Below are 24,353 nucleotides of genomic sequence, written 5' to 3'. Positions count from 1 at the left end.
CAGATAAATATAGCGTTTCCTAGTCTACTGAGGTACACCCAAATCTTGTTTACCAAGGTTAGTAGCTTTGAAAACGTACCTCACTAGGTTGGGAACCGCTATAAAGAGTGCTAAAACTATCTTGATTAGAGCAATATACTGGTTTCTCTAGACAGTTGAAGTTTATACCAATCCTCTCTTGCATCATTAATTATTTTACTCTTCAAAATCTCCTTCACTTAGTTCTTCATAGAGCAAATCTAATCCAATCAATACTCTTTCTCGATCTGAAAGATCGCCGATAATTTTGCGAACGGGTGGAGGCAAAATTTTAGATAATGTTGGCGTTGCCAATATCTTATCTTCTTCCGCCAGTTGCGGGCTTTTCAGGACATCGATTACTTTTAAAGCATAAACGCCTTCAAACTCCTGTTCTAAAATATTTTTGAGTGTTTTTAATGCTCGGACTGAATTAGGGGTGTTACCTGCTACGTAAAGTTTGAGAACGTAGGTTTTTTTGGCTTTAATCATATTTTTACAGGCTAGTTATGATTACAAAAAGGCAGGATATGTTCGCACATTGAGAGTAACTAACAGCGTTAGCTTTTCAAAGTTAACATCAATAATTTTAATTTATTTAGAAATAGAATTCCTATAGATTTCACACAAGTGAGCCAGGATATCTATCAACGTCAGGCGGTAATCAAGTAAGGCTTCATCGCTTCTTCCTTCTAATTTTAACTGGATAGAAAATTCTTCAATTACCTCCATGTGGATTTCAATAATTTGGGGCACAGGAATATTAGCATAAAAGATAGTATTAATAAATTTATCAATACTATCTTTTAGGGTTTTGTCTGTGGTAAAATAATTTATAAGGATTAGGCTGTAATCAGATTTAAGCTGTTTTAATAATCCTTGCCTTTCGGCTGGATTCATCTCTTGAAAATGCTGTTGACTTTTTTGCATCTGGCTGGCAAATACATAGACGTACTTGCTAGTGTATGGCTTACTTAGATTTTGTTGTGGCCAATTTGGTAAATAGTTGATTTCTACAGAGGTATTTACAGTCTCAGGGAAGTAGCAAAATTGGGCAATAATTGCGTCAATCAATTTCCACGCCCACCCAATCCAACCTTTTTGCTTGGCTAAGTCAACTAGATTATCTAAACATTTGTTAACATCAGGTTGCAGAATCAATATCGGTAATAACATTTACTCTTTAATCTATCTCCTCGATCGCTCTGACCAAGAAATGTGGGCTGATAAGTTTGGCTAACGTTTCTAGGCTAATACTTGATGTGCATTCGTAGACTGGTTGTTCTACCCTAAAATAACGCTTTGTGTTAGTAGATAATCCAAGAAGGTAAAAGGCAGGAACTACAGAAGCTCATTTACTAAACTTTTTACCTTTGATCGACTAGATAGTTATTTATACCTGCTTGTGCTAGCTACTCAACAACTTAGTGCAGAAACTGAGCGGTAGGTTTTTGATAATCGGGTAATATGTCGGCATAACAAGACACAGTACCTAATTGATTGTTTGCATATTTATGTAAATAGACAGATAGATTTTTTAATTTTGCTCCTTGATAAGATACTTAAACGAACTTAAAGGATTGTCGCATTCTAAATCATTATAATTCCTCAAGGTTCTAAAGCGAATCTTTGGGGCCATAATTGTTGTAGCCGTCGCTATCGATGAGGAGTTTAAATACCAGTAAGACCCTGAGGAGGCTAGTTGCTATGAATGGAAAAATGCACTCGTCCACAAGCAAGTGTCCGTGAGGGTAAGTCCCGTTGTTTTATTTAATGGCGTTGAAATAACCAGAGTTGCTTATATGAGTCTTCTTAGAGGATATGGCTTCAGGCGAAAAAACCATCAATTGGCAGATGGAAATGCCGGAGGTTTCCACTGGAAGAATGACCCCCAAAGCCCTATGTTAATGCTAGATTACCCGCTTTATGACTTTCAGGCAACCGTACCTAGCTGCCTCCAAACATCTTCTTTGGCAGTGGTGCTGGAGATTTTTGAGCAAGAGCAGTGCGATCGCTTGGTAGTAGTGAATCAGCAGCAATGCCCTATAGGATTGCTGTATTCTGCCCGTTTAATCCAAAAATTATTAGGACATAGTGACGATAAAAATCTAAATTTACAGCAATCTATCTTTACTTGGAGTCAAGGTCTAATTGAGCCAATCCAGACAATATCAGCTTCGCAGCGTGTCGAGCAATTGGGCTTGCATTTGGGCGATCCACAAGCCGAAAAACAGCAAAACTTAGATTGGGCGCTGATTGACTCTGATGGGCGATATCTGGCGCTGCTGGATAGTTCACGCCTATTGCGATCGCTGGCTAAGGAACGCATGGCTGGCTTACAATCAGATGATTATCATGCCGATGTACAGCCGCCAAATAAAGCGAAATCATTGGAACACCAGCCACTGATCCTGTTGCTGGAAAGACTGCCTTGGCCTTTGATGTTGGAAACCGATACTGGCGAAGTATTAGCCCGAAACCCCGCCTGGTGGCAGCAATTAGGAGCCTTGAAAGATCCAGAAGGAGTTAGGCAACAGGTGGAGGCAATACTTATTCCTAAGTCCTCCGAAAAATCAGAATATGCCACCCAACGAGCAATCAAGGTTCATGCCCATAGTAGGGATGAACATGGTGGTGAGGAACTGACTCAACAAGAAGCATCACCAGACGCTGTATACAGTCGCTGCTATTTGGATAGTCAAGTGGGAACTTGTACCTGCGTTGTGGAAATCCAAAATGGTCAGGAGCGAATCTGGCAATTTACCAAAATTCCCTTAGATAGTCCTGAGTTTAAAGGTTTGAGTGCTGAAGAGGAGGTTGTACTCAGCAATGATTTGTGGTTAGTTTTAGCTACTGATGTGACTGAACAGCAGCAGCTTTGCAAAGAATTAGCTGCAAAAAATGCCGATTTAATTCAACTAAATCGTTTGAAGGATGAGTTTTTATCTTGTATTAGTCATGAACTCAAAACTCCCCTAACTGCCGTTTTAGGCTTATCGCGCTTGCTTGTGGATCAGCAGTTGGGAGAACTTAACGAACGTCAAGCTCGTTATGCGGGACTGATTCATCAAAGTGGCCGCCACCTGATGAGTGTGGTGAATGACATTTTAGATTTGACTCGGATGGAAACGGGACAAATGGATTTGACGCTGACTCCGGTAAAAATTCAGGCTGTGTGCGATCGCGCCTTATCGGAAGCCAAAGCCATCCACACCCAAACTACCAAAACAACGCCCCAAACTCAAGAAAATATCCGTTCAACTGCTCCCCAATTCTGCCTTTCCATTGAACTAGGTTTAGATGAGATGGTGGCAGATGAGTTGCGCTTACGCCAAATGCTAGTACATCTACTTTCCAACGCCTTTAAATTCACCGAAATATCCGGCGAAATTGGGCTGCGGGTGAGTCGTTGGGAAGGATGGATTGCCTTTACAATTTGGGATACAGGTATTGGCATTCCAGAACACCAGCAACACCTAATTTTTCAAAAATTTCAGCAGCTAGAAAATCCCCTCACCCGGCAATTTGAAGGCACTGGCTTAGGGCTAGTATTAACCCGGGCCTTGGCTCGCCTCCACGGAGGAGATGTCAGCTTCTTATCTCGTGAAGGGAAAGGTAGCCAATTTACACTACTTCTGCCGCCCAGTCCCCCGAAAACAGGCTTTTCTGAGCCAGATATGATCGTCAGAGTAGAGGAGAAAACACGACACCAACAGACACGGGAAAACCCCGCAGCCGCCCGTCAGCATGTCATTACAACCACACAACATCATCCCGCTAGTTCCCAACGGTTGGTCTTAGTAGTCGAGGCAGTAGCTCGATATATTGAAGATTTGACTGAAAAACTCAAAGCTTTAGGATATCGGGTAGTAATTGCGCGATCGGGGACAGAAGCAGTCGAAAAAGCTCGGCGCTTGCAACCAATAGCGATATTTTTGAATCCCTTGCTGCCTCTGCTGTCAGGCTGGGATGTGCTAACTTTACTAAAATCTGACACCGCAACCCGTCACATATCTGTGATTGTTACCGCGACGGGGGCCGAAAAGGAGAAAGCATTTGCTAACCGAGCCGATGGTTTCTTAAATTTGCCAGTGGAGCATCAGGTATTAGCACCAGTTTTAGAGAAATTATGTACTGCACAAGCAGTTTTACAGGTAGGAGACAATAGCGCCATTATCCCACCTAAAGCCCCACTGCGAATTCTTCGGTTAGTGAATCCCCAGTTAGAATCGGTGAATCCCCACCCCTCACTTCGAGAACATCGGGTGATTGAAGTAGATGATTTAGATCAAGCAGAGCTTTTGGCGCGGGTATGGCAGTTTGATGTCATTTTGCTAGATGTCGAAAGTACCACCGCCCAAATTTATCTCCAACAACTAATTCAGCATCCACGTTTGGCGGCTGTACCCTTGGTTACTTGCGATGTTGCAACTACCTTAATAGCTTCTAAAATACCAGGGTTGTCTGTATTTCCTTACTTAACACCATTTACCAAAGACAACAGCAGTCGCATCGAGAAAACAGATGCCTTACTATCAGTACTACAAATTGCTTCTGGTATTTGCTGCCCTCCCAACATCTTGGTTGTGGATTTGACAATGTTGCGTGATTTTCCACAGGGAAGACGTAAGCCAACTAAGGGTTATCGGACAGCAAAAAATTGCTCAATTAGTAGTGAAACTGCTGAACGGGGATCTGAGTGGTTCCAAGCTTTAATTCAGTATCTACAAACAGCAGGCTTTAAAGCGGCGATGAGTCCCTGTTGGGCAGAAGTGTTACAACAAATTCGCCACCAAAGCGTTGATTTGCTGCTAGTTTGTTTAGGAGAATCCGCTATCCACAAAGATGTGCTAAGAGCTTTGAAAACATTGGGAAATTCGCCTGACAAATTACCACCAATTTTGGTACTAAATCAGCGATTAAATCATCCAGAAACCAGTTTACAGCCTACGGTAGCTTATAAGGGAGTTGACAAGCAGAAGAAAAATGGTTTGGAATCGATAGAAACTGTTGTTGATGCGATCGCTACCCAAATATTACCGCGATCGATATCAATGGAAGACCTCTTAACCCAGATTAATGAAGCCTTAGCTATCAATGGTTACAATGGCAAATGTTAATGGTAATGGGGAATGGGAGCAGGGGAAGCAGAGGGACAAGGGGACAAGGGGACAAGGGGACAAAAGTTTAGAAATTACAACAAGTCTTTCGCCTTGTCCCCAATTCCCAATTCCCAATTCCCAATTACGATATGTCCATTTTTTCGCTTTTCTTTTTCTTAAAAGGAACTCGAACCAAGTTATAAGCACCTTTGGTAGATAAATGTTTGTAATCATCTGGCTGTAAGTCCATTTGTAAAAACTTTTTCTGTTCAGCCAGTAGCAGCAGTGAAGGAGGTTGTAGCCCCTTGGCTGCCTGGTTTTGAATATGCTCTATAGCCTCTTTGGTAAATCTTAAATAATTTACGTGAATTTGGCTGTAAAATACGACACTAGGCTTTTTGAAGCCAAGCATGATCAATTCTTCATTTGGCTGTTTTGCTTCTAAGACGATCGCAGATAATTCTCTTAAAGGTAGTTGACGTTCTCGATCAATAAAAAACGAAGCAGGTGTTAAGACAAAAATTAAAAATGCCGCAAACCCTAGTAAATTAATCCCAATAATGTGGTTCCATTGGCGACTCAGTAAGAAACCCGCAACTAAAACGGCACAAATTAGCCACATCATGCCGGCGATTACTGGTAAACCGGATTTTTGAATGAGTTCATGGAAGTTACTTATAGCTGGATCAGTACCTAATATCTGGGTTATGTTAAACAGTGCTGTTGCCAGAACTGATAAAAACATTACATTCAACCAACCACTGACTCTGAGAAAAGAGGGGGAAATAGGAGGAGTGGGAGAGGAGGAAACAGCAATTGTTTGTCTATCTTTTGTATCCTGAAAAAAGTCGCTCCACAATAGGGTAACAAGGATGGCTGCTGCTGGCATTAAAGGCAATACATAACTAGGAAGTTTGGTGACAGCAACACTGAAAAATCCAAAGATGCTAGCAAACCAGAACCAGGCGAATAAACCAAATTGTTGGAAACGTTCAAGCGATCGCCAGTGCGATCGCTGCCAAAACTTTAATCTTACTATCGAAAGTGGTAAATACACTGAGTACGGCGCAAAACCCAACAGCACAATTACAAAGTAAAAATACCAAGGTGCTGAATGACCATTTACTACTTCTGTAAACCGTTCCAGGTTGTGATAACCAAAAAAAGCATTAATATAATTCCAGCCATTGCGCCAAATTACTAAAGCATACCAGGGCACTGATAAACCTAAAATTATCAGTATACCGATGAAGAGGCGCATTTCTCGCAATACCTCTCTAAACCTTCCCACATAAAGCAAAAACGCGAAAATAATTAACCCTGGTAAGACAATTCCCACTGGGCCTTTAGTCAAAATCGCGCCCGCAATTAACACATAACAAGCTAAGTACCATTTATTGGGGAATTGGGAATTGGGAATTGGGAATTGGGATTTTTCCCCCTGCCCCCTGCCCCCTGCTCCCTGCTCCCTGCTCCCTGCCCCCTGCTCCCTGCCCCCTGCTCCCTGCTCCCTGCCCCCTGCCCCCTGCTCCCTGCTTCCTTCCTTCCCTGCATATCCTAGAAAGAAACATAACAAAGCTGATGCCATACATCCGGTGAGCAGCATATCAGAGACACCGATTCTCGCCCAAATAATGGTTTCGCCATTGAATGCGATGAGCGCTGCTGCGATAAAAGATGTTAAATAGCGGCGAGTAGGACGTGAAACTTGCTCTAATTGGTCTTGTTTGGCAAAATACCACTGGACGGTGTAAAAACCTAAACAAGTTAAGCCAAATGCTGCGATCGCAGAAGGAAGGCGTACAGCCCACTCATTTACGCCAATCAGATGATATGCGATCGCTTGACACCAGTAAATTAAAGCAGGTTTATCGAAACGAGTGTCACCATTGAAAAATGGGGTTATCCAATCACCTGTAACGAACATCTGGCGAGAAGCTTCGGCAAATAGCGGCTCTGTCTCATCAATTAAGCCAATGTTGCCCAAATTCCACCCAAAAGCTATCCAGCCAACTACCATCAACCACAAGATCGACACAGTTACACTCAGGGCTGGATTCTTTGCTATTTCGTTGAACCACTGATCAACAGTGTGCTTAACACTCAATTTCATGCTCATTAGTCAATAGTCAACAATCACTACTCAATAGTCGTTGGTTATCTATCTTTTGTTCTTCGGAGTTTTTAACTCAACAATTCTCCTCTACTTCAGTACTTTATCAACTGTAGGGTAGACACTGCCTACAATCTCAAAATAAAAGTTTGAGCCAACGGTAAACAATGCCCACCCTGCAAAAATAGCTTCCGTACTCAGCATTACTAATCTATGGACTCAGTACTAGTTGCCATTCCTTGTTTTGAGAATTCCATTTAGGTAATTGAGTTTCACCGACAACATAGGGGCCCCAATAACGACGGGAACCATCTTGTGCAAAAGCAACTAAAATATCTCCCTTCTCCAGCTTTAAATTATTCTGAGGTAGGGATAAAGTCAGTCCCTTCTCGCTACCTTCTTGGGGCGCAAAATCCCAATGTGCCGGTAGATCATAGTGAGTCTGTTTACTACCAGAGCCTTTTGCTACCGACTGCCGCGCCAGTAAAGCCAACCGCACAGGCTGATTGGTTTGATTGCTCATCCGCAAAGTCCCTTCATCCTTGGCTTTGCTAGTTGATTTATCACGCTCTGCTAACACAGGATAAGTATTTTCTCTAATACTATTATGTTCTGCTTGATTGCTTTGAGTAGATAGATTAGCAGTAACTCCTTTTTCCGATGAAATAGGTGTAGATGAAGTTGTCTCCCAGTCTTGAGTTTCTGTTGACACTTGTAAAGATGTATCTGGGTTTGTGGATTCAAAAGATACACTTACTCCAAAGCATCCCACCAGCGCAACAAGCAGTCCCAAGCAAGAAGCTGTAATACCGACGTTACGATATACTGAAGATTTCATATTGATTGATAGTTATTAGAAATAAATATTTTGTCTAGGCTTGACCAAATAGTAGCCTATTATCACAAAAGTCAATCATAGAAGGTATCCTAATATAGACTTTTCTAAAATTAGGGATACGAATGTATTATAAATATCTTTTTGAAGAGAAAATATTCGGAAGAAATAGTTCTTTTGATCTTTGCTCAACAAGGGATACATACACCCTTTGCTTTCTGTGATGACCGTAGGCTTGGATAAAAACCAGAAAATCAGATATCTAGCCAAGCCTTTTGATTTGTATCAAAAAATAAGAGTTTCCTGAAACCGCCAACGGCTTCAACAAGGCGTTCTTTGCCAAACCTTAGATAAATCTAAGATGTATATTTCATCTTGCGTTACAATAAGCACCTTTTTAAGGAACTGTACTTTCTGAAAGATGATAACTTATGCAAATTTGAATTAATACTGTATATCCAGTATATATCTATAATATTAACAAATAAGCTGAGACTAAAACCAAATATCCTATTTGAATATAGAGATATTTGAAGATATCTTGACTTTTCCTCAGAAGTCTATGTGATGCAAAACACTCGTATCAATAACTTGTTGGATGCCATTGCTACACGCTTGAGTCAATGGTTTTTAAATCCTTGGCGGCGGCTATCGTTGCTAATAATTAGTTTTTTGTTTGGTTTTTTTCTGGGAAACGCAGTTTCTACTACAGCTGGTCAAGAGGGTGTATTAGATATTGTGGTAGCTGCTTTTTTAGTACTGTTGACGGAAATTACCAGTAGGATATTTTATAGTCGCAGCTTTTTGGGAAGGCGATCGCTCTTGGTAGACTCACTAAATCTCCTTAAAGTTGGTTTCATTTACAGCCTATTTCTCGAAGCCTTTAAGTTGGGATCGTGAGAAGAGGCAGGGGGCAGGGGGCAGGGGAGGGTAAGCTATGAGTTGGTGGTTGGGTGAAATTTTAGTAAAGGATGGGCTGGGAGAAACTTGGCAGCAGCAAGCTAGAGTTGCGGCGCTAACAGATAAGTTAAGGGCAAAAGCTTTCGGAATCACGCCGGAAAATATTGATGAAGCCATAGAAAGGCGATCGCATTTACTAAAATCTGTTTTCCCAGCTTTTAGCCAATTCTGCAAAACTACCCTCCAAATCGAACCCAAGGAAATGTTACAAGTTTTGTGGGACTTGTGGCTGCCTTTAGGGATCAAACTAGCATCGCAGCGCCAACACTTGGAACGCCCTCTAATTCAAGGAATATTGGGAGGACAAGGCACTGGTAAAACTACAATGTCTAAAGTTCTCAGCTTAATTCTGAATCAGTTGGGATACCAGACTGTGAGTTTATCTTTGGATGACTTATATAAAACTTACAGCGATCGCTTGCTTTTAACACAACAAGATCCCCGCTTAATTTGGCGCGGCCCACCAGGAACCCACGATGTAGATTTAGGTTTAAATCTACTAGATAAAATCCGCCAGTCGCAAAGCCCAGTGATGATTCCCCGCTTTGATAAATCAGCTTTTGGAGGCGCTGGCGATCGCACTAATCCAGAAATAGTCACGAATGTAGATATTGTACTATTTGAAGGTTGGTTTGTGGGTGTGCGCCCAATTAACGCAGATGTATTTGATACTGCACCACCGCCAATTCTCACAAATGAAGATAAAGCATTTGCCCGTGATATGAATCTTCGCCTCCAAGATTATCTACCACTATGGGAGCGATTAGACAGCTTAATTGTGCTATATCCCACCGATTACCGTTGTTCTTTGGAGTGGCGCAAACAGGCAGAACAGCAGATGATTGCTTCGGGTAAATCGGGGATGAGTAATGCAGAGATAGAGCAATTTGTCAATTATTTTTGGCGATCGCTTCACCCGGAATTATTCATCAAGCCGTTGGTAAAAGATGCAACAGTGGTCGATCTAGTGATTGAGATTAATGCCGATCATAGCTTTGGTGAAGTTTATTGCGATCGTACTAATTCGTAATTCGTAATTAGACAAGTTGTAAAAAGCTATCTCGATAATTTTAACTACTTGGGAAACCTCCAGCTTGAAAAATCTGTTCTGCGGTTAAATTCAATTCTGGGAAAGTAGGCGAGACGATGCGATTAGTACCTCTAAATTGAGTAACTTGGTATTCACCATCGATTAATTGATAAATAGACATAGTCGGCTGTTTGGGGTTGCCAGTGAACTTTTTAGCGCCTAAACCCAGATAATCTGCAACCCAGTATTCAGGAATTCCAATACCCTCATACTTACCTTGTTTTGTGTAGTAGTCATCATCCCAATTGGTACTAACTACCTCAACTACCAAGGGAATTGATGCTGGATATGATACAGTTGATTCTTTTTTCCATAGCGGCTCATTCACTAAATTAAGACGATTTAATATCAACACATCTGGGGAATAAGCAGATACTGAATTAAAAGGTTTTATCAGTGCAGTTTTAGGGATTGTATAAGGTAAATTTAATCGGTCAAATTCTACAGTTAGTTTTCTAGCAATAAAGCCAACAACATCTTCATGTTCACCAGTTGGTTGGGGCATTTCAATAATCGCACCATTATGTAATTCGTATCTTCCGCCTTCGGGCCGCCAAGCTGCAAAATCTTCAAAGCTTACTAGTTTGGGTATGGCTTGAGTCATAAATTGTTACCTTGGCTTGTATGTTGCCTTCATCATCAACGCTTTTAAAGCTGACAAATTGCTTTTAAAATTTGTAGCAACTGACTTGAACGCTCTCTTTCCATTAAATTTAATTCTGGTAACAGATAATAAATAGGGGGATTTCCTTGTTCTATATAGACAAACTGATAACTTCTACCATTAGTCGTTAATCCCCAAACTGATTTTTGATTATCTAAATTTTTATAAGAGTATGTGAGTAGCTGAGGTAAACCTGTTGAAATATCAATCTGACTATTTTTAGATTCGATTAACAGTACCCAAAAATATCTTTGAAGTTTTGTATGTTTAGCTTTACTAATAGCTAAAATATCAAATCTTCCTTTAATTCTGATATCTTCATCTTCAACTTCAATATCAGCAATATTTTCCTCCAAAACAATCTCGATAGGATAGCGATAAAAACCAGCTAATCTTAATAAAGGAGCAACTGCAAGAAACTTTACTTGACCTTCAGAAACTTTACCTGCTGTTAGGTATCTATCAAAGTCATGCTGAATTTGTTTGAGTTCCTGCTGTTCTGCTTCTGTGAGAGGTTCCAGAGATAAGTAGTTAGAAAATGAGTCACTGTAATATTTTTGAAAGCCAAACAGACGGTGAACTTCTTCTAAGGATAAATTACGAGCGTTGAGAATTGTCATATATTTTTGCTTGATTAAGGTGCAACCCAATCCAAGTTACCTATAGGACTCCTATTTGATTTCTGAAAAAACTCCGTAATCTCGAAAAGGTTAATTCACTACTCCCTACTCCCTACCTACGCAAATAATTTCATTTATCAAGTCAGATTCCTATATATAAAACCTATCTTAACCCCTAGCTGACTGACCAACTTCCTTAGCGCTCTTTTATTACTCTAGAAAAATAAAATATTTGTAGGTTGGGTTGAACAAAGTGAAACCCAACAGAATCAAGGATTTTTCGTGTTGGGTTTCGTTCTTCAACCCAACCTCGTAAATTTATCAAAGCCTTAACAATCAGGGGTTATAAATTTTTATTTAACGAGAGTAATAAAAGAGCGCTAGTTGATGTGCAATCTTATTTGCGTAACAGTTTATTGAGCAGAAAATCAAACTTGATTGGTATATTGGTGATTCCTAAGAAACCACTCTTAGGCGATAGTATAGCTGTAGATTCTTTTAATTATCCTATCTGTCATGCCAAAACAGTCTTTAGGTCTTGATAACCAACTCTACAATTACCTTTTATCCGTTTCGCTGCGAGAACCGGAGATTCTTTTGAAGTTGCGTCAAGAAACTGCTAGCCATCCCAGAAGCACAATGCAGATTTCACCAGAACAAGGGCAGTTTATGAGGCTACTGGTACAGATGATTGGAGCTAAGAAAACCCTAGAAATTGGTGTGTTCACAGGCTATAGTTCACTCTCAGTTGCTCTAGCCCTTCCTGAAGATGGTAAGATTATCGCTGCTGATGTGAGTGAAGAATTTACTGCGATCGCTAGGCGATATTGGCAGCAAGCTGGAGTTGCCGATAAAATCGATCTGCGGCTGGCTCCAGGTTTGGAAACTCTAGATGCATTGTTGGCAACTGGAGAAGCCGGGACATTCGATTTTGCTTTTATTGATGCTGATAAAGAAAATTATGATGGATATTATGAGCGATCGCTGCAATTAATTCGTCCAGGTGGATTGATTGCTATTGATAATGTTTTATGGTCAGGACAAGTTGCCGATCCGCAAAATCAAGATGCAAGCACCCAATCAATTCGGGCACTCAACGAAAAGTTACATCATGACGAACGGGTTACACTCTCCCTTGTCCCAATCGCTGATGGACTGACTTTAGCTATCAAGCGATCTTAATATACTTATTTTCTAGTTATTTATATAGCGGTTCTCGACAAGCGTGAGGTACAATTTTTACCCCTCTCCAAACCTCTCTCAGGCTTTGAATTTTTCCCCATTCCCGTTTCGGGAAGGGGGTTAGGGGGTTAGGTCTATTTGCATACTTGTGCCTTACCTGATTGAAAATGGCTATAAATTACGCAAACAACAGCCGAGTAGGGGCAATTCGTGAATTGCCCCTACTTCTATCTTCAATTAAAAGTTATAGCCAAGTCCTAATTGTAGCCCTACATCAGTTTCATCCATAAAAGCAGCATTTACAGCGCCATTTAAGGTAAATCGAGTACCGAGAGGAATGTCTACACCACCAGTTAGCAGTAATCCAATATCAGTATCGAGATTAGCTTCTATGGCTACGCCAGCACCCACATAAGGAGCTATAGCAAAGGTTCGTTGAGCTACTTCAGCTGTTGCACGAGGAGTAAAATCCAAAGTCAAGGGAACCATAAACAATGTATCATCCCCAAAGATCACTGATGGTCTGACTGAGATATTACGTGTCAGACCAATTTTGCTGAACGCTGAAAAGTTGGTGTCGCCCAAAGCTGTGTCGTTACCGCTCAAACCAATGTTGCCACCACCCCCGATGTAGCTAGGGCCACCAAGAGTAGTTCTGCCTGGTCTAACAGGAGGCGTTGTGCCATCTGTAGTTCCTGTTGGTGGTTGATTTAACTGACTGATGTTAACATCGGGCGGGATAAGGACTTGGTTAATTGCATGGATAACACCATTGCTAGCTTGGACATCTGCCTGGATAACTCTGGCATTATTCACCGAGATTTGATTGTTAGCGCGATCGATTTGAATATTTACTGGTCTTTGTTCAGCAGTATTCAGTTCTCCAGCCACGAGTTGATTAGAAGTTACTGCACCAGGAACGACATGGTATGTCAAAATCTTAACCAATGCATCTCTGTTTTCTGGCTGCTGTAACTGCTGTAATGTCGCAGCAGGCAAAGCCGCAAATGCTTGATCGGTAGGAGCAAAAACTGTATAAGGGCCAGGTTGTTGAAGAATATCTGTTAAACCAGCTGTCTTTAATAAAGAAGTTAGAGTTGTTAAAGAATTACTGGATGCAGCAAGAGAAACAATATCGCTACCGGTTTGAGTGCCGCCAGTAGTTCCACCGACAATATATTGATTCGCTGGAAGATTGCTAGCAATGGGTTGTACCCGTCCCTGTCTAGCCAAAGCTTGATACAAAAATGCCGCAGCTTCTGCACGAGTTAGGGCTTGTTGCGGATTGAGTTGTCTGACATCTGGATAATTAACAACAATATTAGATTGTGTTGCTGCTACCACATTATTAACAGCATAGTCCGGGATAGCTGAGGCATCCGTGTAGTAGGTGCTGAGGTCAGTACTGGTTCCAGCGGTGCTACCAGCTATACCCAAGCCACTGGTTAAAGCAACGATCGCTTGTACTCTAGGTATTTGTTCACCTGGTCTAAACACGTTCCCAGGATAGCCTGCCAGGAATCCAGTTTCGTAGGCGTACTGAATTACAGGAGCCGCCCAATAACCAGCCGGAACATCGCTAAATCCACCTGCACTTAATTGCCGAACTCGGTTTTGGTTAGGGAAAGCTTTTTGAATGAGAGCAGCAAATTCAGCACGAGTTACAGCTTGGTTTGGTCTGAAACTGCCATCAGGAAAGCCAGCAATCACATTATTGTCAGCTAGAGCTTGAATGAAGGGACGCGCCCAATAATCTGAGGAGACATCAGATAAGTTAACTGTGGAAGTTGGGGTTGGTGTCGCAGATGGGACAGTATTTTGAGATGAAGCTGGGGCAGAAATTACGATCGGAGTTATTGTCGCAGCTGTCATTCCCAAAACTATTAAAGCAACCCTTGCTGATGGCCAACGAGAAAAACTAGACATGGAAATATCCCCTTTTGAAATACTTAGTTAAATTGATTACCGGAAAATGCTGGATGCAAGGTTAAGTGAATACAAATATCCAGATGACTGCTTGGTTTATCTCTATATGGGAACCACCAAATACAACCGTTAATTCTGGAAAATTAAAATGTTGGACATTATGAGTAGCTGCTCTGACATCTCATCACATTTATCCAAATGTTCACCACACATAGTACTAGGATTCCTATTTGATTTTTCAAAAACCGCACATCCCAATAATAACGATAAGCGGTGTTTCTGTGGCATTATGCTATGTTGCAACAATAAAGGTAACTAATGCGAGTAGGCGATTTTATGATCTTTAAAATCCCAAGCAAGCAATAAGGTAATGGGCTTTGAATAGCCATCTCTCTATAATTGCCAAAGAGGGTTAATGCCACCAATCTCAATGTATCATGATATTTCGCAAGATTTCGGAAATAAATTTGTCTTGGTAATATGGTGTATTATTAATCCTTTGGTAACATTATACAACTAACTAATGGCTGGAACTTGCAGAAAAAGTTTCACTCTTTAGATAGTTGTCCTGGATGGGTTAATTTCAAATAATAAACTGCAAATTGGCGATCGCAATCAAAATTTTGGGGCATGATTGCACAAACATTTTGGCTATAAATAATTTTTTTGTAAAAGACAATTTTATGAAAATCTACCCAAGGATAAACTAGGGTTTTTGAATTTCATAGAAGTGCGACGTATTTGTGCGTTTTGAGCCTGAAAAGTTAGATCCCCGACTTCATTAAAGAAGTCGGGGATCTGGACACCAGCGATCGCAGGTAGATTTTGCCCTACAAGCTGTTCTGGGTTTAGTCCCAAAATGCGATCGGTTTTCCCCTACCCTAACCCTCCCCGATGCATTGGCTACGGAACTAGATTTGTTTTTTTCCTCTTTCCAAAGGAGGATTGAGGGGGGTAATTTGATTTGTGTGCCCTTCAAGAGTTAACTTTTAATCTTTAATTTATTTTCCAACCAGCCAATTGCAAAGTCAGCCAGTAATGCAATTACCGCCGCCGGAACTGCACCAGCTAAAATTAACTGACTATTCACTACTGAGATCCCGCTAAAAATAAAGACTCCTAAACCACCAGCACCAATCGCGGCTGCGATCGTTGCAATCCCAATAGCAATTACCGTTGCTACTCGCACACCTGCCAAAATTACTCCCATTGCCAAGGGAATTTCAACTTGCAATAACAATTGTCTATCAGTCATTCCCATACCTCTGCCAGCTTCCCGAATCGCAGGATCTACACTAGTAATACCTGTATAAGTGTTACGAATTATCGGCAGCAAAGAATATATACTCAAAGCCACAATTGCTGGAACTGCACCAATTCCGCCAATTATAGGAACAGGAATGAGTAAGCCAAAAAGCGCCAAACTAGGAATAGTTTGAAAAATATTCGCTATGCCAAGAATTGGTTGACGGAAAGAGGTTTTACGTGTGATCAGGATGCCTAAAGGAATGCCTATAAATATGGCAATACCGATAGCGATACCTACTAAAAATAAATGTTCTAAAGTATGCTGAAGAATTTCAGGGGCATACTTAACGAGAAAGAAATTTTTCATAAATTGTCTTGGAAAGGACGCAGACATTGAAGAAAGGCTAGACTTTCGGGGTGTTGCGATCGCATAAATTCATCTGTTGTCCCTAATACTACTAATTCTCCGCCATCCATTAAACCAATTCTCGATGCCAAAACCAAAGCTTCTTGAATATCGTGGGTGACGAACACAACTGTTTTGCCTAATTCTTGCTGCAAACGCCGAAACTCTTGTTGCAGTTCTAAGCGCGTAATCGGATCAAGTGCGCCAAAAGGTTCATCCATCAACAGCACTGGCGGATCTGCTGCTAAAGCCCTGGCTACACCCACTCTTTGCCTTTGTCCGCCCGAAAGTTCGTGCGGGTAACGCCCTGCAAATTGTCCTGGTTCCAAACCCACTAATTTTAACAACTCATAAACCCGCGTTTTTATTTGTTTAGATTGCCAACCTTCCAAAGCCGGAACTAAACCCACATTACGTTCGACAGTGAAATGAGGAAATAAACCAATTTCTTGAATAACGTAACCAATTTTTCGCCGCAATTTAATTTCATCCCATTGAATTGTGGGAATACCATCAAATAAAACTTCGCCTTGTGTAGGTGTAAATAGGCGATTAATTAGCTTCATTGTTGTAGTTTTGCCGCTACCACTGCGTCCAAGTAATACCAGTGCTTCCCCTTCGCAGATGGTAAAATTAAGATTTGACACCAAAGGACGATGATTGCGGCTAAAGGTGACATCGCGGAATTCGACAGCAGTTTTTTGGTTATTTTGCGGCATTAGTTGCTTTTAGTGGATGCTATAGCAATCCTAAATCATTCGTGAAAAGTTAGATCCCCGACTTCTTAAAGAAGTCGGGGATCTGGACACTGAGAATTTTCACAAATCAGATAGGATTTCTGGATGTACGGTGCGTTAGCCTTGGCAATAACACAACATGCTATGCCATTTTAGATTTTTCATTTAATGCTTATTCTAAAACATTTGTCAAATGGATCGATCTAATTTTGCGAGCGCGATCGCTACTGCGAACACTACCCGCAATTTCATATTCTCGGCTGTCTTTACCGTATTTGATAGCAACCGCCATTAGCATCTTTTCAGAAAGCTGACTTAAGTTTCTTCCTCTCTTCAATTTCAGTTTTAGAGCAGTATTATAAACATAAATTCTGTTTCGCAACTGATCAATTGACTCAATCCGTTTTTCGAAACTATAAACAAACAACAGGCGATCGCAATACTGTTCGGTTAAGGCAAGAGAAGCGATGAATCGCCGTCTCTACAATAATCAGTCTTTTGTAGAGACGGCGATTTATCGCGTCTCTGATTTATCGAATAGAATTCAAGAGTCAGGAGTCAGAATTTAGCAATGTTTTCTGTGTGGGTGGCGGATGAATAACCGGATTGAATCTCCGACTGATTGATTCTGACCGGAGCTTTCGGAGTCTCCGGCTCCGCTCCTGAATTCTGACTTCTGAATTCTTCTTCAACGCGTCTCTGATTTAAGACACACCATATTTCTTAAACCAAGCCAAAAGACGTTTCCAACCTTCTTTAGCTTCTGCCTCACGGTAAGAGGGGCGATAATCAGCAAAAAAAGCGTGGGGTGCATCAGGGTAGACGATGATTTCAGATTTGCTGCTACTGGACTTTAAGCGATCGCGCATTTGCTCTACTGTATCAACAGGAATACCTGTATCTTTGCCGCCGTAGAGTCCGAGAACCGGGACTGTCAGTTTTGATGCAATATCAACGGGATACTGGGGCTGAAGTTTAGTAGCATCGCCCACAAGTCGCCCGTACCAAGCTACACCTGCCTTCACCTTGGGATTATGTGCTGCATACAACCAAGTAATGCGGCCGCCCCAGCAGAAACCAGTAATTCCTAATTTATCGGCATTTCCTTTAGCTGATTTCACAGCCCATTTTACCGTGGAATCAAGATCGGATAACACCTGGGCATCTGGTACTTTGGCGACAATTGGGCGAATTTCGTCTATACTACTTAACTTAGTAACATCGCCTTCACGGATAAATAATTCCGGTGCGATCGCCAAATATCCCAACTTAGCAAAACGACGAGCAACATCTTGAATATGCTCGTGTACACCAAAGATTTCTTGAATTACCAGGACAATTGGGAAATTTTCACCAGTTGCAGGTGCGGCTCTATAAGCAGGAATTTCGCCATCTTTGACTGGAATTTTCACCGCACCAGCTACCAACCCCTTGGCATCAGTAGTAGTGACTTGAGCATAAATAGGTTGTGCAGCTAAGGCAAAACCCGTCGCCAAAGTGGTGGTTGCGATAAATTTGCGGCGTGTTATTTCTTTCATCATCTTTACCTTAAATTGCCCAAAGCTTTATAGTTGTTTATCAGTACAGTAGTACGACAAAAAATATTACAATTTATGAATCAGTTTACCGTATTATTTAGATTCGTTTGCTGTCTAAGCCTTCTTTGTCTGTAAGTGTTGCCACGAGCCGCACCTATTGGCACATATAATTAAGTTTTTGTACCTCAAATGCGCGGAAGGGCAGGTGTACAAATTCCCCAGCTTCAAAAAAGTGCTTGTATCCCATTCCCAGCAAGGCTTTCAACCCATTAGTTGCTTAATCATCATCCGCGCAATCTCTGAAATGCTTATCAAAACACGATTTCAGCCTTTAAATTTTCCTGGCACTCTTTCCAAACGAATTCTGTAATGCTATGATCGCTCAAGAATCGCGCAACTGCACCTTGAAAACTAAATACAGCTTGGGTTTCAGCCTCCAGCCATATTGCAATTCATCTAAATCCCTATTAGGGATTGAAACGTGATTTAGCTTCAAATCCATCAGTAAATAATCCAGCATATTGCAATTCATCTAAATCCCTATTAGGGATTGAAACGCGCGATATGGAGTTTCAGCCAAAGGATGAACGAATATTGCAATTCATCTAAATCCCTATTAGGGATTGAAACTGACAACTTACGATTCTGAACTCAGAAGACCTAAAATATTGCAATTCATCTAAATCCCTATTAGGGATTGAAACACAATTGTGGGTGACTTACCAGAACAAGCGAAAAATATTGCAATTCATCTAAATCCCTATTAGGGATTGAAACTAAAATTACCTGATGGAGACATCAATGCCGATGAAGATATTGCAATTCATCTAAATCCCTATTAGGGATTGAAACTATCTGAAGAAGAATTAGAAATAGCAAATGAACATATTGCAATTCATCTAAATCCCTATTAGGGATTGAAACTTTTTAAGCGATGGTGACAATGATGATACATTTTCATATATTGCAATTCATCTAAATCCCTATTAGGGATTGAAACTGGCAAGGCTCCGCGTACTTATGATAAGCTAAAATATTGCAATTCATCTAAATCCCTATTAGGGATTGAAGAAGCTACCACCAATCAAGGCGACAGTTTCAGCAGGTAAATATTGCAATTCATCTAAATCCCTATTAGGGATTGAAGCGATTGCGGTGATGGGGCGATCGCTCCCAGTACCTGATATTGCAATTCATCTAAATCCCTATTAGGGATTGAAGCAGAAACAGTCCGACTGTACCCTCAAATTCAGAATATTGCAATTCATCTAAATCCCTATTAGGGATTGAAACAAAAAAACGGTATATCATACGCCAAGTGATAATGCATTGCAATTCATCTAAATCCCTATTAGGGATTGAAACTTTATCGCCACTTATCATAACGACGGTGAAAGTATTATTGCAATTCATCTAAATCCCTATTAGGGATTGAAACGCAACCGGAGCAAGCACCCGCGCCACTGCCACAGATTGCAATTCATCTAAATCCCTATTAGGGATTGAAACAACGTGGGATTATTTGCAAACAACAGTAAGCCTGAATTGCAATTCATCTAAATCCCTATTAGGGATTGAAACATGGCTCGACCCGTGAGAACGTCCATTACTGAGTAATTGCAATTCATCTAAATCCCTATTAGGGATTGAAACAGCGCGTTTTCTCTTACTTTCCTGGGTCTTCAAATTGCAATTCATCTAAATCCCTATTAGGGATTGAAACATCGCGCTCATTCAGCCATTCCTCAATCATTTTTTCAAATTGCAATTCATCTAAATCCCTATTAGGGATTGAAACAAAACATTCTACACTGCATACGTAGCAAGCATTCTAAATTGCAATTCATCTAAATCCCTATTAGGGATTGAAACTAATGCACGTGTCGGTGACACCACAATACAGCCAAATTGCAATTCATCTAAATCCCTATTAGGGATTGAAACAACCACAGAAAAGCTACATATTGCCAGTAGTGTTTATGATTGCAATTCATCTAAATCCCTATTAGGGATTGAAACTTCAGCCTCAATGATGATACTGCCCAAAGCATTCTGATTGCAATTCATCTAAATCCCTATTAGGGATTGAAACGAGTGAATTGCCTTTACCGTTTTTCCAGCACTTTGCATTGCAATTCGTCTAAATCCCTATTAGGGATTGAAACGATGCTCCTTCTGGGATTGTTCCGATTACATCAATTCCCTCTTCCTTAATTTCCTGATAAACCCTTGTTTCCTTAAGTGTAATTCCTAACATTTTCTCGACCTCTCGTTGACTTTTATTATCAAACTTGTACTAAATGTTTTCTTGGTTAAACCAAGCTTGTAAATCAGCCATGCTGGTAAAATCAAGCAAGGCTTCACCAAGATTTTCCAATTGTTCTAAAGGTAAAGTTTCAATCTGTTGACAAATATCCTGTGGTAATTCCCCCACCCGTCGAGTTAGTTGACGGAGGATAAGCGATTTTTCTCTTTGTAATCCCCGTTGTTCTCCTCGTTCTTCTCCTTCCTGTATTCCTTCTTCCTTAATTTCCCGATAAACCCTTGTTTCCTTAAGTGTAATTCCTAACATTTCCTCGACCTCCCGTTGACTTTTATTATCAAACTTGTACACCATTATCGTTGTGATTAACTCTATTATGGCGCGATTTCCGACTTGAGTTTCTTGTTTGCGATTCCTCGCCAACAAATACCTCGCTTCCTGGGTTGCTTGCTCATCCTCCAGAGTAGTTAATACCATCAATGCTACCCACACAGGTAACTCACGAATATTACCCAATTCATCCAAATATATGCGATTTACTTGTGGGCTGTTAAGTTGACTCAAATAAGGACGAATATCACTTTGTTCGAGATTACGGGAAGGTTGACACTCCCCGCGCTGAAGCGACGGGGATTCTTGAATCTAAGACATAACTTGCTCTTGCAGGTTTGCACCAACAAGAGTAGCGGTTTCATCTCCCCAAGCGTTGCTTGCGTCTAGCGCAAAGGTTCCAGTATGCCCTACTGTACCCAATCCTCGACTAAGGATGTTTCTAGCAGCGTTCTCATCACGATCCATCACACAACCACATTTACAGACATGGGTTCTTGTGGATAATGTTTTCTTGACAATGACTCCACAGCTAGAGCAAACAGCGCTACTGTATTGCGGATTAACCGCAACCGTGACACGCTTAAATACTTTACCAAAGTACTCAACCCAGACACGGAACTGATACCAAGATGCGTCATTAATAGACTTAGCTAAACAATGATTTTTCACCATATTTTTAATCCTCAAGTCTTCGTAGGCTATCAAGTCGTTAGACTGAACTACGCACCGTGCTAATTTCACAGCATGGTCTTTACGTTGCCTACTTATTTTGAGGTGGCGCTTACCTAAAATCTGTCTAGCCTTGCCTCTGTTATTTGAACCTTTTACCCTTCTGGAAACTCGACGTTGATTAGCTTTGAGAACTTTTTCACCAATACGAAGAAACTTAGGGTTTTCAGCCATTGTTCCGTCAGAGATCGCATATCTCGCTCTAACTGCAAAGATTGGGGATATCTGTGGGTGATTAGCTGCATTAACCCAATTTGAGGAATAATTGCTTCTATGCTGGGTGCTGCTAACAAGTGCTGACGTTCTCCCAAAACATAAATTGCAGCCAGAGGTAAGGGTTGAGAGTAAAAACTTCTCATTTCCCACCGATGTGCGGTCGAAACGTGTATAACCATAATGAAAATTATTTATAATTATAACTATATAGTAATATAAATTATAAATGAAATTGAATCCTTATGTCAGAGACCCCTTCTCCAAAAAATACTTCAGAAATCCTTGCTCCCGTTGCAGAGTATTTTAAGGTACTCTCTGAAACCAGTCGCTTACAGATTTTGAGTTGTCTCAGAAGCGGGCCGATGAACGTTACCGAAATGGGTGAAGCTACAGGTTTAGGACAAGCGAATCTCTCAAAACATTTAAAAGTATTAACTCAAGCAGGTTTAGTGTCCCGTGAGCAGAAGGGAGTTAGCGTTTACTATGCGATCAGTGACCCTGTGATTTTTGAATTATGCGAATTAGTTTGCGATCGCATCGGCAACCAAATACAAAAACGGGCTAAAGAATTTGAACAAATTAAAGCCTTTAGCACCCTCTCAAAATAACTATTTTCTCAGTCAAGCTAAGGAAAAGTTTCGAGTGAGTTTCCCTTCTCTCCTCCCAACAAGTGTTAATTAAACTTTTTTAATCTTATTCAACTATTTCGACAGTTTTCTTCCTAGCTACTCCAGCAATATGAGGGCTGACAATGGGAAAAGAAAGATTAAACTGTTGATAATCAACGCTTTCAAAACCAACATTTTTTAAAATTTCCCCAGTTTCACGGTTGGGGTGACAATTGTCAAACATTGTCTTCCAGACTGGTTCAATTCCATCTTGAATTCTGCGCGTCCAAGTACCGCATTCAGCTGCAACATGTTCGATAAATAAGAAACGACCATCAGGTTTGAGTACCCGCCTGATTTCTTGTAAGGTAGTTACAAGGTCAGTTACAGAACAGAGAACATGGGTACTGACAACAACATCAATGCTGTTATCTTCAATCTCTAACCTTTCCGCCGATCCTAAACGTAACTCAATATTATGCAAACCAAAGCGTTCGGCTTCCTCCTTGAGATAAGAATGCATAAAAGGATTTGGCTCAATGCCAATAAGAAGGATATCAGTGGGATAATAAGAAAGATTTGCCCCTGCTCCCGGCCCAATTTCTAAAACTCGTCCGTCTAAATCTGCAAAGAAAGCCTGTTTGAGTTGTGCCATAGTTTCATAACTGTTGCAACCCTGCAACTTGATGGCACTGTTATCTGCGGTATTTGCTTTAGCCATTCCCCAAGCAAACAGACGTTTTAACCAGTCTGGAGTTATTTGTCTGTGTGGTGTCATTAAAAAACTCCCGATCAAACCCAAATTATTACTTACCCGTACAAGTTTCTAGCCCCAATTGCCGCCACTCCAGCTATAGCAGATTGCAACCTGCTATCAAATCAAACTACTAAACCCACCAAGGTTTTTGCCCAGTGCGGGGGTCAATTTCTGTCCAGGGAGAAATTCGGATATACTCCCCTTCCAAGTTAACACTAACAAGCTTGAGGGGAAGAGGTGCTGGCCCTCGTACTACTCTCCCATCAGGATCGTAGCGAGAACCGTGACAAGGACATTGAAATTGATTGTCATTGGGATTCCAAGGAAAGGTACAACCCAAATGGGTGCAGTTATCGACAATTCCCCAAGGGTGTAGGGTGTCATCTGACTGTATTGTTAGGTAAGTAGGTTCTGCTCCCAAACCTGCGACTAAAGCACGAGTACCAGGGGGTTCAGCCAAAATCTGGTTAGCAGGAATGAGATTTCCGTTAATATCCTTAGCGAGGATAGAACCATCTTCACCCGCTTCTGTGGGGGCAACAAAGAATTTAGCCGCAGGATACAGTAGGCTGCTGGCTGTAGTGACAACAACTGCACCTGTGAGAAAGTTGAGCAATTGTCGCCTCGACATTGAGGGACTTTCTAAAGGAAGACTCTCTGTCATGATTTTATACCTCTTAGTTTCAGGATAGGTGTTGAGTGCCTTGGTTAATGTTTTGATTCAGGAAACATTACTTACTACTCTACTATATTACTAACTAGTAATTTAATTAATTAGTTGTTAAATTTTTCTAAAACATGACTCTGTTCCTGCTTTTGTTTTCCCGCAGAGGGTACAAGTATGTTCTCGCTATAAGCAGTAATCACTTTTGGAAAAGCAGGCTGAATCAGGGTCAACAAGAGGAAAAAGAGCAGGGGGGAGGAATAGTCGTATTAAGTCCAGAAATTGGGAGAACTTATTTTTTGGAGTTCCCTAAAATTAATTCTCATCTTTTCAGCAGTCATTAA

The 24,353-nt window shown here is 41.0% G+C and carries 19 protein-coding genes, 2 pseudogenes and 1 CRISPR repeat array; of the genes and pseudogenes, 5 read left to right on the top strand and 16 right to left on the bottom strand.

All coding sequences use genetic code 11. The features are described 5' to 3' along the window. Positions 1-195: 195 nt before the first annotated feature. Both kaiB and VB732_RS03700 read right to left on the bottom strand, forming a co-directional pair. Positions 196-510 carry a circadian clock protein KaiB gene (gene kaiB, locus VB732_RS03705; RefSeq protein ID WP_012409411.1) on the bottom strand — a complete coding sequence of 105 codons (315 nt, stop codon included), beginning with the start codon at positions 508-510 and terminating at the stop codon, positions 196-198. A 102-nt stretch (positions 511-612) separates the two neighbouring features. Then, a complete protein-coding gene (locus VB732_RS03700; RefSeq protein WP_323229489.1) occupies positions 613-1,194 on the bottom strand; it encodes a KaiA family protein in 582 nt (193 codons plus the stop codon). 626 nt (positions 1,195-1,820) lie between these two features. Between VB732_RS03700 and VB732_RS03695 the strand changes: the two genes are divergently transcribed. Continuing rightward, complete coding sequence (locus VB732_RS03695; RefSeq protein ID WP_416235726.1) at positions 1,821-5,138, top strand: ATP-binding protein; 3,318 nt, start codon at positions 1,821-1,823, stop codon at positions 5,136-5,138. A gap of 124 nt (positions 5,139-5,262) precedes the next feature. Here VB732_RS03695 and VB732_RS03690 read toward each other — a convergent pair whose 3' ends face one another. Both VB732_RS03690 and VB732_RS03685 read right to left on the bottom strand, forming a co-directional pair. Next, the gene (locus VB732_RS03690) at positions 5,263-7,239 is read right to left on the bottom strand and encodes a glycosyltransferase family 39 protein (RefSeq protein ID WP_323229488.1); all 1,977 of its coding nucleotides are present in this window, start codon (positions 7,237-7,239) and stop codon (positions 5,263-5,265) included. A 205-nt stretch (positions 7,240-7,444) separates the two neighbouring features. After that, complete coding sequence (locus tag VB732_RS03685) at positions 7,445-8,071, bottom strand: hypothetical protein (RefSeq protein WP_323229486.1); 627 nt, start codon at positions 8,069-8,071, stop codon at positions 7,445-7,447. A 564-nt stretch (positions 8,072-8,635) separates the two neighbouring features. Here VB732_RS03685 and VB732_RS03680 point away from each other — a divergent pair. Further along, a complete protein-coding gene (locus VB732_RS03680; protein WP_323229485.1) occupies positions 8,636-8,968 on the top strand; it encodes a DUF565 domain-containing protein in 333 nt (110 codons plus the stop codon). Between the two features lie 37 nt (positions 8,969-9,005). After that, on the top strand, positions 9,006-10,058 hold the full coding sequence (locus VB732_RS03675) for a glycerate kinase (RefSeq protein ID WP_323229484.1): 1,053 nt from the start codon (positions 9,006-9,008) through the stop codon (positions 10,056-10,058). 40 nt (positions 10,059-10,098) lie between these two features. On the opposite strand, the gene VB732_RS03670 is transcribed toward VB732_RS03675, so the two are convergent. Next, on the bottom strand, positions 10,099-10,722 hold the full coding sequence (locus tag VB732_RS03670; RefSeq protein WP_323229482.1) for a Uma2 family endonuclease: 624 nt from the start codon (positions 10,720-10,722) through the stop codon (positions 10,099-10,101). Positions 10,723-10,766: 44 nt separating this feature from the next. Beyond that, complete coding sequence (locus VB732_RS03665) at positions 10,767-11,402, bottom strand: restriction endonuclease subunit R (protein ID WP_323229481.1); 636 nt, start codon at positions 11,400-11,402, stop codon at positions 10,767-10,769. Positions 11,403-11,918: 516 nt separating this feature from the next. Between VB732_RS03665 and VB732_RS03660 the strand changes: the two genes are divergently transcribed. Further along, positions 11,919-12,584 (top strand): class I SAM-dependent methyltransferase, encoded by a 666-nt coding sequence (locus VB732_RS03660; RefSeq protein ID WP_323229479.1) that lies wholly within the window; start codon positions 11,919-11,921, stop codon positions 12,582-12,584. Between the two features lie 237 nt (positions 12,585-12,821). Here the strand turns inward: VB732_RS03660 and VB732_RS03655 are convergent, their stop codons facing one another. The 8 genes and pseudogenes from VB732_RS03655 to VB732_RS03620 form a co-directional block, all read right to left on the bottom strand. Continuing rightward, positions 12,822-14,510, bottom strand: coding sequence for a fasciclin domain-containing protein (locus VB732_RS03655; protein WP_323229477.1), 1,689 nt, complete (start codon positions 14,508-14,510; stop codon positions 12,822-12,824). A gap of 681 nt (positions 14,511-15,191) precedes the next feature. Further along, on the bottom strand, positions 15,192-15,368 hold the full coding sequence (locus tag VB732_RS03650) for a hypothetical protein (protein ID WP_323229476.1): 177 nt from the start codon (positions 15,366-15,368) through the stop codon (positions 15,192-15,194). A gap of 124 nt (positions 15,369-15,492) precedes the next feature. Next, complete coding sequence (locus tag VB732_RS03645; RefSeq protein WP_323229475.1) at positions 15,493-16,125, bottom strand: ABC transporter permease; 633 nt, start codon at positions 16,123-16,125, stop codon at positions 15,493-15,495. After that, on the bottom strand, positions 16,122-16,883 hold the full coding sequence (locus VB732_RS03640) for an ATP-binding cassette domain-containing protein (protein WP_323229474.1): 762 nt from the start codon (positions 16,881-16,883) through the stop codon (positions 16,122-16,124). The genes VB732_RS03645 and VB732_RS03640 overlap by 4 nt, the downstream gene beginning before the upstream one ends. Before the next feature lie 722 nt (positions 16,884-17,605). Continuing rightward, the gene (locus VB732_RS03635) at positions 17,606-18,439 is read right to left on the bottom strand and encodes a dienelactone hydrolase family protein (protein ID WP_323229636.1); all 834 of its coding nucleotides are present in this window, start codon (positions 18,437-18,439) and stop codon (positions 17,606-17,608) included. A gap of 444 nt (positions 18,440-18,883) precedes the next feature. Continuing rightward, positions 18,884-20,604: direct repeats of the CRISPR family, unit length 37 nt; unit sequence ATTGCAATTCATCTAAATCCCTATTAGGGATTGAAAC. 131 nt (positions 20,605-20,735) lie between these two features. Then, positions 20,736-21,305 (bottom strand): annotated as a pseudogene (locus VB732_RS03630) (DUF2887 domain-containing protein); the annotation flags it as partial. A gap of 39 nt (positions 21,306-21,344) precedes the next feature. Beyond that, positions 21,345-21,959, bottom strand: a pseudogene (locus VB732_RS03625) (RNA-guided endonuclease InsQ/TnpB family protein); the annotation flags it as partial. Then, complete coding sequence (locus VB732_RS03620) at positions 21,860-22,159, bottom strand: hypothetical protein (RefSeq protein ID WP_323229647.1); 300 nt, start codon at positions 22,157-22,159, stop codon at positions 21,860-21,862. The pseudogene VB732_RS03625 and the gene VB732_RS03620, both read right to left, overlap by 100 nt. Before the next feature lie 63 nt (positions 22,160-22,222). Between VB732_RS03620 and VB732_RS03615 the strand changes: the two genes are divergently transcribed. Beyond that, positions 22,223-22,588 carry a metalloregulator ArsR/SmtB family transcription factor gene (locus VB732_RS03615; RefSeq protein ID WP_323229473.1) on the top strand — a complete coding sequence of 122 codons (366 nt, stop codon included), beginning with the start codon at positions 22,223-22,225 and terminating at the stop codon, positions 22,586-22,588. An 85-nt stretch (positions 22,589-22,673) separates the two neighbouring features. Here VB732_RS03615 and VB732_RS03610 read toward each other — a convergent pair whose 3' ends face one another. Further along, on the bottom strand, positions 22,674-23,366 hold the full coding sequence (locus tag VB732_RS03610; protein ID WP_323229472.1) for a class I SAM-dependent methyltransferase: 693 nt from the start codon (positions 23,364-23,366) through the stop codon (positions 22,674-22,676). Between the two features lie 109 nt (positions 23,367-23,475). Continuing rightward, positions 23,476-24,009, bottom strand: coding sequence for a cytochrome b6-f complex iron-sulfur subunit (gene petC, locus VB732_RS03605; protein ID WP_323229471.1), 534 nt, complete (start codon positions 24,007-24,009; stop codon positions 23,476-23,478). Positions 24,010-24,353 lie beyond the last annotated feature (344 nt).

The organism is Nostoc sp. UHCC 0252 (assembly GCF_034931145.1).
Taxonomy (GTDB): domain Bacteria; phylum Cyanobacteriota; class Cyanobacteriia; order Cyanobacteriales; family Nostocaceae; genus Nostoc.
The sequence above is the reverse complement of the archived record's forward strand: the minus strand, read 5'-3'. Positions and strand labels throughout refer to the sequence as shown.